This is a genomic window from Enterobacter sp. 342 (assembly GCF_036663495.1).
GTDB lineage: Bacteria > Pseudomonadota > Gammaproteobacteria > Enterobacterales > Enterobacteriaceae > Enterobacter.
Genome location: NZ_JAWUEI010000060.1, coordinates 1 through 9,452 on the forward strand (window position 1 = coordinate 1; position 9,452 = coordinate 9,452).

Annotated in this window: 9 protein-coding genes and 1 tRNA gene; 3 read left to right on the plus strand and 7 right to left on the minus strand. The window is 47.6% G+C overall.

Annotated elements, in window-relative coordinates:
* Positions 1-4 precede the first annotated feature (4 nt).
* On the plus strand, positions 5-61 hold the full coding sequence (locus V6E55_RS25920) for an IS1 family transposase (protein WP_003032489.1): 57 nt from the start codon (positions 5-7) through the stop codon (positions 59-61).
* 1,303 nt (positions 62-1,364) lie between these two features.
* Here the strand turns inward: V6E55_RS25920 and dptG are convergent.
* The 6 genes from dptG to rraB form a co-directional block, all read right to left on the minus strand.
* Entirely contained in the window at positions 1,365-2,690 is a 1,326-nt protein-coding gene (dptG, locus tag V6E55_RS24160; RefSeq protein ID WP_316944054.1) for a DNA phosphorothioation-dependent restriction protein DptG, read from the minus strand.
* Entirely contained in the window at positions 2,690-4,309 is a 1,620-nt protein-coding gene (gene dptF, locus V6E55_RS24165) for a DNA phosphorothioation-dependent restriction protein DptF (RefSeq protein WP_316944055.1), read from the minus strand. The genes dptG and dptF overlap by 1 nt, the downstream gene beginning before the upstream one ends.
* 293 nt (positions 4,310-4,602) lie before the next feature.
* Positions 4,603-4,687 (minus strand) — tRNA-Leu (locus V6E55_RS24170).
* A 106-nt stretch (positions 4,688-4,793) separates the two neighbouring features.
* On the minus strand, positions 4,794-5,525 hold the full coding sequence (locus tag V6E55_RS24175; protein ID WP_316944056.1) for a topoisomerase II: 732 nt from the start codon (positions 5,523-5,525) through the stop codon (positions 4,794-4,796).
* Positions 5,526-5,555: 30 nt separating this feature from the next.
* Positions 5,556-6,314, minus strand: coding sequence for a tRNA isopentenyl-2-thiomethyl-A-37 hydroxylase MiaE (miaE, locus tag V6E55_RS24180; RefSeq protein ID WP_236920986.1), 759 nt, complete (start codon positions 6,312-6,314; stop codon positions 5,556-5,558).
* Positions 6,315-6,359: 45 nt separating this feature from the next.
* Complete coding sequence (gene rraB, locus V6E55_RS24185) at positions 6,360-6,785, minus strand: ribonuclease E inhibitor RraB (protein ID WP_025759886.1); 426 nt, start codon at positions 6,783-6,785, stop codon at positions 6,360-6,362.
* A gap of 99 nt (positions 6,786-6,884) precedes the next feature.
* On the opposite strand from rraB, the gene argL reads away from it, so the two are divergent.
* Together argL and argF are read left to right on the plus strand one after the other, a co-directional pair.
* Positions 6,885-6,980, plus strand: a complete 96-nt coding sequence (argL, locus tag V6E55_RS24190; RefSeq protein ID WP_213014347.1) for a putative translational regulatory protein ArgL — start codon at positions 6,885-6,887, stop codon at positions 6,978-6,980.
* Positions 6,950-7,954 (plus strand): ornithine carbamoyltransferase, encoded by a 1,005-nt coding sequence (gene argF, locus V6E55_RS24195; protein ID WP_236920985.1) that lies wholly within the window; start codon positions 6,950-6,952, stop codon positions 7,952-7,954. Before argL ends, argF begins: the two co-directional genes overlap by 31 nt.
* Before the next feature lie 520 nt (positions 7,955-8,474).
* Here the strand turns inward: argF and V6E55_RS24200 are convergent.
* Complete coding sequence (locus tag V6E55_RS24200; protein ID WP_236920984.1) at positions 8,475-8,927, minus strand: YhcH/YjgK/YiaL family protein; 453 nt, start codon at positions 8,925-8,927, stop codon at positions 8,475-8,477.
* Between the last annotated feature and the right edge of the window lie 525 nt (positions 8,928-9,452).

The window sequence follows — 9,452 nt, forward strand, 5'->3', positions numbered from 1 at the left end:
ATCGGTGGAGCTGCATGACAAAGTCATCGGGCATTATCTGAACATAAAACACTATCAATAAGTTGGAGTCATTACCGGCACACGACTCCTTAGCTGGGTTAATTCTAAATTTATTGTCTTCCAGCATGAGAGTTAGCCAATTTTTTCCCGAATCCACACGGAAACAGTGCAGTAACTCATCAAAGTAGAATTCTCCCTGTTCAACAACCAGACAGCGGAACTTATACTCTTCAGAGCGATTATCTCGCTTGAGTTCAAGGGTAAAAAATGTCGGTTCTCCCGTCACAGGCAAAGTAGCTATTGCCCGGCAGCGCTTGCCCCCCGAACGATTAATCGAATATGAAACCTGTTTTTTTAGAACGGTATTATGCATTAGCTTAAACTGGTTTTCATCCAGATCATTGCCAATGAAAGTTAGAGATAGGGAAAGCTCGCGTTGACCAGGTGGTAACTGTATAATAACACTCAGATCACGTTGGCCTACTTTTGTTTGGCTTTTTGCTTTTGGCTGTAAAATACCACCATCAACAGTAATCTCTTCGAGTAATAATTTTTGCGCTTTGTTCGCATCGATTTCTTTGAGATAGGTTTCAAACTCTAGTTTGCGCCAACTCTCATCCTGAAAATGCTGTCGGATAAATCTTGAACTAAACTCTTTGAGAACACTCTCAAGCTGATCCACATCATAGTGTTCAACAGCCTCTTCAATTTCACTACGTAGTTTGCGGTTAACTTGCAAGCGTTTACTAATTTGGGCCTTATTACCGCTCCAGTTTAAAATTGCGGGATCATCAAACAACTGAAGCTCATCAAAATCAAGTTTGCCATCATCTTCCAGAGCTCTAAAGAGTGGTGCAAATCCAAAAACAGTAGCACCTTCCGCGGTAATCATAGTCAGTTGCTCTTCAAGCAAACATGCTGAAAGCTCTTTGTGGGTACTGCCTTTATTGATGAGTCCAGCTAATTGTTGTGACAGACTTCCAGGGTGCCAAACAGCATTCTCTCCTCCTAAATCAAATGCACTGTTGATGAGTGTATCTAGCATACTGTTGTGAATAATAAGCAACGCTGTCTTTTCAAACTCACCGCTACGCCCAGCAACAAGGTCACGCAAACGGGAAATGTAGTTTTCTGTAAAACCGTTCTCACCGTCATGTAGTACTGGTAACACCTTAATTTCATTGCACATTATAAATGGCAATGCAATACCATCTGCCGTTGCTAGTGGTTGTTCAACTGTGAAGGCAATTAACGCGTTGTAAAGAGCCGCACCGTTTTCTGCACTTGGCGATTTGAATTGATAACGAGAACCGGGTTGAATTTGGTCACTAACCCACTCGATAAATTGCTCAACCAGGAAATGTTCAAAGGGTCTTGCGGACATACACTGCGTCTCCACTATCACTCATTCGTTCAACATTGCCCATGCGCTCATAGAAACTAACTAACATTTGCAATGACTGATTATCAAGATAAAAGCCCCGTTGCTCGAATCCCTGACGTAATTCGTGCAAACGCAATTTTTCTTCCTTACCAATAGTTAGATTAGTAAGTAATAACATCTGATCCTGATTTAGAACCAATGTGCGTCCAGCAGCACCTCGGGCTTGAACAAAACTTATAAGAATATTTTCCTCAGCTTCTTTGACATATTTTTTATTTACACCGGCACGAGTAGTTTTCGGATCTCTAAATTGCTCTAACGCCAAGTCTTTTAATTGTTCAAAAGCAGCTTCAATGCTTTTTACTGGTGGGCGTTCTTGTAGATTGCGATTTTTTATAAACTCATCAAAATAACCATTCAACTTCACCAATAAATTATTCTGGTCGTTATATTGCAAAGCTTCTTGATAAACTTGCCAAAGTGGTCTTTTCTTATTTGAATCATTCCGTTGCAAAACATCAAGCGCGGAAAGAAGAGGAAAAACCCGCTCACAGGCAGAAGCCAACAATTTGTAGCCTGAGCGCTTAACGGAAGTACGTTCTGAGCTCGCTTTTTCTGAATCCAGAATGAAATACAACGGCTTACTTTGCGGTTCTTTCTGCCAATCAGTGATATTTAATGCTAACTGCGAACAGTAAGCAAAGGAATACAACTTGAGCGTACCCGGCAAAGCTTGTAAGAGATATTGAGGTTGTGAAGCCAGAAAACGAATATCGTCTTTAAATACCTTGTTCAAAAATGGTAAATAAGGATTCTCATCATTATTTACACCTCTTCCAGGTTCCAGCTTAGACTTCAAGACAGATAATAATTCTTGCTCTACAAAATTTAGCCGATCATCAAGAGATTCTTCAAGGAAGAAATCCCCCAGAAGGCCAGCAAATAATTTACATAGCCGAAGATCTGATGCAGCAATATCAGCACGACCACTTTGCCTTCCTTTTGCCTTGAACAATAAGAACAATGGCGATATTTGAAACAAAGAGTCATTTGAAAAATATGTTCTTTCAAGTACCGGCCAAAACTCAGGATCATCAAGTTTTTCAGCAAACTGCTGTTTACAGTCGTTTTTAAACTGCTCAAAATCATAGGTCTTAATCTGCTGACGTAATGCGAGACTAAGTACAACACCAGTCACCGTTTCCCAGTCAAAATCATTTCCTTTATTTCGAATAGGCCAATAATTTGTGAGTTTGTTTTTATCGGATACAGCCAATTCTAAAGGGATAGGATATTGTGTCGTCATTACATTTCTCCCTCTACGGTGATCTTACTTCCATCTAACCCTAGACGATAACTTTTACCACCTTCATAATAATTGAGCACTAAGCTTTTTTTCGCAAATGCACGAATCTGATCAACTATTTCATCCAGCAAAACAATGGCATTCTTATCATATTTATTAGGCCGATAACCATTATTAAGCTTACAGATCAACTCAAACAAATTTAGGTTAATCTCCATCGCTTTTAGGGGTTGATTATTGACCTTAAGATAAGCACAGAAATGGTCGTGTTTTTCCACATGTTGATGCTTAATAGCATCGTAGTCCGCATTAAGTTCAATAGGTGCAGCAACATGGCATTGTCCAAATTGCCCTAATGATAACTCTCGTCTTGAAAGATTTGGCGCATTACGATTGGCATAGGTGAAAATAGCTGGAATCAATTCCCTGACATAGAAATTACGCAACTCAAGTTGATTTTGATTATTCCCTAAATATTGTGAATGTTGCCGCCATACAGAAGCGTAATGGTCGAGTAAGCATTCTTCAAAATCACTTTTAAACTGATGATGATAGTTGTTTCCAAAATCAAAATCTTTCAACAAATAAAAAAGACGTAATAGCGAAGCCGCCTGCCCTGCCTTTTCTCTTGGCTCAGTAAAGAGGACTCCAATAGTCGACAACTCTACCATAAATGCGTTGAGTTCCGCGTCTGGTAAATTCAACTCATATCGAAGAACAAATTGATCTATAGCCTGAGTATGGATAAGCGCGGGATCGAACTCGGCAATTCTTTGGCTTAGTTCATCATCCTTTGCCAGGAACAAGTTATCAAAAAGGTAATGTTCCCCAACCAAGAGTTGATGCAATAAATCTAACAATGCACGGGTAGTTATAAACTGATCCTTGATCAATCGTGTCTTGAACAAGGTTGTAATAATGATTTCCTGAACATGCTCATTAGCAAGCAATCTGAAATTCGTAGTGATGTTCAGCTCGCGCTGGCGGAGCTCATCACCCCTAGCGATCACATGAAAAAGATTGTCATCTGTTGGCTGTGTCAACTGCTTAAGTAAGCGGCGCATAAAGCTGGAGTAGCTCCCCATCTCGTCATTGAAGCGAAACTTGGGGTATGACTCAAAATCAAGGAAGTGATAGGGTCCTTCCGAACAAATCTCACCATTCAAAAAGCGCTCGATCACAGCTCGTAAAGCCTCATGGCTATCCGCTCCCTCTTTAGCAAAGTTAGCCAGCATCCCTATATTGATACCTACAACTAAGGGTGGCTGCCCTTCTCCTGCTCTATTAAATAGTTCATTTAATGCTTCGATTGCAGACTGATTTGGTGAAAAGCTATGAGTTGCATCTAGATGAAAAGTATAGCGATTTTTGTATTTTTCGTAATATCTAGATAATATTTCCGACTTTCCATCACCACTGCTACCACACAAAAATACGTATTCACCTGGTTGTAAAGCACTCAGGCATTTCTCGAAATTACATTCAATTTCAGGCTTGACGTAAAGGTAATCCTTGAGATCGTCGTAGATATCATGAGAACGATCAGTCGTCGTTTTTACCGAAAATGAAGAAGATTTTGCTAAGACCCCGAGGGCCTTACGAAGGGGAATTGAGCTCACAGTCTAACCCTGCCATTTACATATTTTTCGATGGTAACCTAATGAATATGTGTGTGACTACTTGAATAAAATCCGTTTTATGACTCTTTGACATTAGTCATATTTGGCTATTCCTAGAGTAAATTCAAGTGAAAATATAGTCGAATTAGGATTTATTTGCGCTACCCAAAATTAATAGACGTCTTTCCTGGAAAGAGCTTGCTGTTTAGCAAATCATCATTGCGGATAGCTGACAGACACTAAATGCCAGACACAAAAAAAGCCGCCCTTAAGCGACTTTGATTTGCATCTTTTGGTGCCGAAGGCCGGACTCGAACCGGCACGTATTTCTACGGTTGATTTTGAATCAACTGCGTCTACCGATTTCGCCACTTCGGCACTGAAGGGGATGCGGAAACGTTGTGGATTATACCTGTCGCGCGCCGCCATGCAAGCGGCGACGCGCTAAACCCGCGCTAAGTGCCCAAAAAACCAGCGCCCTTCATCAATCCAGTTCCGAAACCGCCAGCCGAATCACCCTCGCCGCCTTCTGCTCCGGCAGCGCCAGCACCTTCGCCCACATCTCCTGCACCATATCGCAGGAGAGCTTCTCTTTGCCCACCGCGTTCTCCGGCATCTGCAGCAACTGGATGTCCTCGCCGTACTTATCGGCAAGTTCCTTCATAACAGGCCGCACGTCCTCGACAGCCGCCTCGCGTTCGGCCGGGGTCACGGTGTGGCTGTTTTTGCCGTAGGCTGCGCGCATCATGTCGGCGTCAGCCTGCATACGGCGGGCCATCATCTGTTGGTCCAGCACGCGCATCGGGTTGACGCCGCCTTTCACTGCCGGGTAGAGGAAGCGGAAACAGGCGTCGTCGCTCACCTTCTGGATGGCGGCAGTCTGCTCCATGTTGACCTTCATATACTCCACCACGTTGGCGTCCGGGGCATGCTGCAGGCGTGACATCTGCAGGGTCAAAATCTGCGGCTGGATGACGTCGATAATGTGCTGTTCAGACTCGCCCGCTTTCTGCATGGTGAGGATCTGCTCGCGGATGCGTTTCTGGAACGCGGGCTCCTGCTCTTTAATCACTTGCCAGGCAGGCATCGTGTTGAGGGTGGTATCAAGCTGCTGTTCGGGGGTGCGCTGCATACGCTGTTTATCGAAGTACACCCAGAACGCCACGGCGGCGGCCGCGATGACGACAATGACAATACGGGTCCACGTTTTATTCATCTCGCATCCTTATCCTTGAGTTGTGCCGGTTTACACCGGCACGCCACTGTGGAAGCGAAACTCGTTGTCCGGTGTCGAGATAAGTGTGGCTTCAATTTCGCCAAAAAGCTGTATACGCGGTGAGATATCGTTATCGCTCACCTGCTGGGCCAGCGTCAGGTAGTCCTGATAATGGCGCGCTTCCGAGCGCAGCAGAGAGAGATAGAACTTCTGCAAATCATCGTCAAGAAACGGGGCCAGCGCGGCGAAGCGTTCGCAGGAACGGGCTTCGATGTACGCGCCGCAGATGAGCTTGTCGATCAGCGTCAGCGGTTCGTGAGTGCGTACTTCTTTCAACATTCCTTTGGCGTAGCGGCTGGCGGTGATTTTGACGTACGGAATGTCGCGCGCCAGCATCGCCTCGCGCACCTGCCAGAAGTGATGCAACTCCTCTTTGATCAGCAACACCATGCTGTCGATAAGCGCCTGGCCCCACGGGTCGTCGGTTTTGGGCATCACGCTTTTGCCAATCTGCTTGTGCAGGGCGATGAAATCTGGCTCGGGGCCGTCTCGGAAGGTGAACAGCTCGTAGGGTTTGAGCCAGTCGAGCAGCGCGTCGGCACCGCTTTCGTCGGCGACGTACTTGCGCACCAGCAGCAGCGCGGTCTGGGCGGCCTTGAGCTCGCACACCATGTGGTCGGTGAGCAGCAGCGGCAGGTTCGCCGGGTCGCGGGCTTTATCAATCCATGCTTGCGGGGTCGGGCACTGGAGGAAGTTGAGTACGGGGGCGAGTATCTGCGGGTAATCCATGTTTAAACCTTGAAAGCGGCAGCATGCACTGCCGCTTGAACGCTATTAGTGACGCACGCCGTCGTCGTCTTCGTCGATGTAATCTTCGTCGTCGCCTTCTTCGCCGTCTTCACCGTTTGGATCTTCGAAGTAGGTTCCCCAGCCGTCGTATTCCACGTCGAACTTCTCGGCCAGGTTCATCAGCTGTTCTACCTGCGCGTCGATCAGCTCCGCCTTCAGCGCGCCTTCGCTCAGGATGTCGCAGCAGATGACGGTGTCGCCCTCTTCCACTTCCAGCTCTTCCGGCTCGGTCACTTCGTAACCCAGTTTGAAGGCTTCCACCGCCATTTTTTCCAGCGCGTCGAAATCATCCGCAGAGAAATGGTGCTCGATGGTGTACAGCGCGTCCGGATCGCTACCGTCTTCCAGCAGCTCTTCAATAATCAGACGCGTCTCTTCGCGTTGCTCTTCCAGGTGTTCCGGGTTTGCCATGGCTCAATCCTCTTTAAAGTGCGGCAGATACTTCTATTTTCACACACGGACGTGTTTGCCTCCACCTTTGTGAGAAAGATTTGTTAAACGGGGTTGCAAATGAATAATTACACATATAAAGTGAATTTTAATTCAATAAGTGGCGTTCGCCATGTGAGGATAAAATGTCTGATTTGTACAAGAAACACTTTCTGAAATTGCTCGACTTTACCCCTGCACAGTTCACTTCTCTGCTGACTCTTGCCGCACAACTCAAAGCCGATAAAAAAAATGGCAAGGAAGTACAAAAGCTTACCGGTAAAAACATCGCGCTCATCTTCGAAAAAGACTCAACCCGTACACGATGCTCTTTCGAAGTTGCCGCATTTGACCAGGGCGCTCGTGTCACGTATTTAGGGCCGAGCGGAAGCCAGATTGGGCATAAAGAATCAATTAAAGATACCGCACGCGTGCTTGGCCGCATGTACGATGGCATTCAGTATCGTGGTCACGGTCAGGAAGTGGTTGAAACCCTGGCACAGTATGCGGGCGTGCCGGTGTGGAACGGGCTAACCAACGAGTTCCACCCGACGCAGTTGCTGGCGGACCTGCTGACCATGCAGGAGCACCTGCCGGGCAAAGCGTTTAACGAGATGACGCTGGTGTATGCGGGCGATGCGCGTAACAACATGGGTAATTCCATGCTCGAAGCCGCCGCGTTGACCGGGCTGGATCTGCGTCTGGTCGCCCCAAAAGCCTGCTGGCCGGAAGAGAGCCTGGTGGCAGAGTGCAGCGCACTGGCCGCGAAGAACGGCGGGAAAATCACCCTGACGGAGGATGTGGCAGCAGGCGTGAAAGGCGCGGACTTCATCTACACCGACGTCTGGGTGTCGATGGGCGAAGCCAAAGAGAAGTGGGCGGAGCGTATTGCGTTGCTGCGGAGCTATCAGGTGAACAGCCAGATGATGGCGCTGACCGGCAACCCGAACGTGAAGTTCCTGCACTGTCTGCCGGCGTTTCATGACGACCAGACCACGCTCGGCAAGCAGATGGCGAAAGAGTTCGATCTGCACGGCGGGATGGAAGTGACGGACGAGGTGTTTGAGTCGGCGGCGAGCATCGTGTTCGACCAGGCGGAAAACCGGATGCATACGATTAAGGCGGTGATGGTAGCGACGCTTGGGGGTTGAGTCCTCTGCGGCCTGATGACCTCACCCTGGCCCTCTCCCACCGGGGTGAGGAATCCCCAGTAATTTTTTAACCAAAAGCGAAGAATATAGCTTCAGGAAAATTAACGGCTTACAGCGATGTTCTGGTCCGGCTGTAAATCGCTAAGGCGTTTCCTGCAGGCCGGGGCGAGGCGCAGGGATGCGCCGAGAGGGCGGGCTTTACATGGACGTTTCCTCCGCCCGTCCCCGACAAGCCGGAAGGAATAAGCCGAAGGTACCGCGAAGCGGCGATTTACCGCCGGGAGCCCGGGTCGCCAGGGCGGCGGCGATTGAGCCGCCATGGCACGTTCACAGGTGATGACCTTACAGAGTAGCAAGGTACATAAAGTGAACGGAATAACCTCCGCTGCCGTATGTTCCCCCTCACCCCGCCCTCTCCCTCAAGGGAGAGGGGGTTGTCCGTGCTGGTATTATTTTGTGGGGATCCCTCAGCCCACCGGGAGAGGGCACTTTTACACCTCTCCCCTGGAGTGAGGGGAAATTACTCTACCAGAATCTTCACAACGACTTTTCGCACCTTAGCAGGCGCCCCCACCGCGCACAGCGGCTTGTGCACCTCGCCCGGCCAGAACACCACGAAATCCCCTTCGCTCAGCACCACGGTTTTCTCCTGCTCGCCCTCCGGCAGGAAGGCGATGTCTTTATCCGCCAGCCAGTTGGTGTCCGGTGTGCCGTGCGGCAGGGTGCTGAAGGTCATCCCTTCTTGCCCCTTCATAATGATCTGGATATCCAGATAACGCGCGTGGTACTCGGCGCGGCGCTCGGCGAACGGCTGGCTCATGTCTTCCGAGACCAAATAAAACAGGTTGTTGCCGTCGATATCATGCTTGCCCAGCGGAGTGGCCTCGGTGACGTGGGCTTTAACGTGCTCAATGGCCTGGCGCAATTCGTCAGGGAGCCAGGATTGCAGATGGTGGATGTTGCCGATAAGCATAAACAAACCCTCAATATAAAACATCGTTTCATTTTCATCTTTTATACGAGAATTCTCACTGCCATACCACCGCTTTCTCGACAGGTTTTGCGTCAGCGCATGTTTATCGGGAAATGTGTTAATTTGCTGTTAAGCCCTCGCAGGCATTTATGCAGTCGTTATGCATAACCTTAGATCTTCATTGTCACAGCATCGCGCTAACTCACTGATCATATGGCGTTAACAACAAAACTCTCTCCAGGCTCACACTTTATCATTTTGATAATTTGCTATTAAATCCCATAATTATTTATTGATTTTCCTTAAGTTAAAAATAGTTAATTGCCAATACTGCATAGCCATTCCGTCAATGATTTTTATTCATTTAAAATCAACAATATAACAAAATATTTCAAATGATTAAATTCCACAAAATAATAACAATTCCAAATAACCCCAGCGTATCCTGCTTAGGGAAGGTGCGAATAAGCAGGTCATTTCTTCCCAAGCTGACTCGCTGATTAAAATTTCGCGGATCTGGGCCGA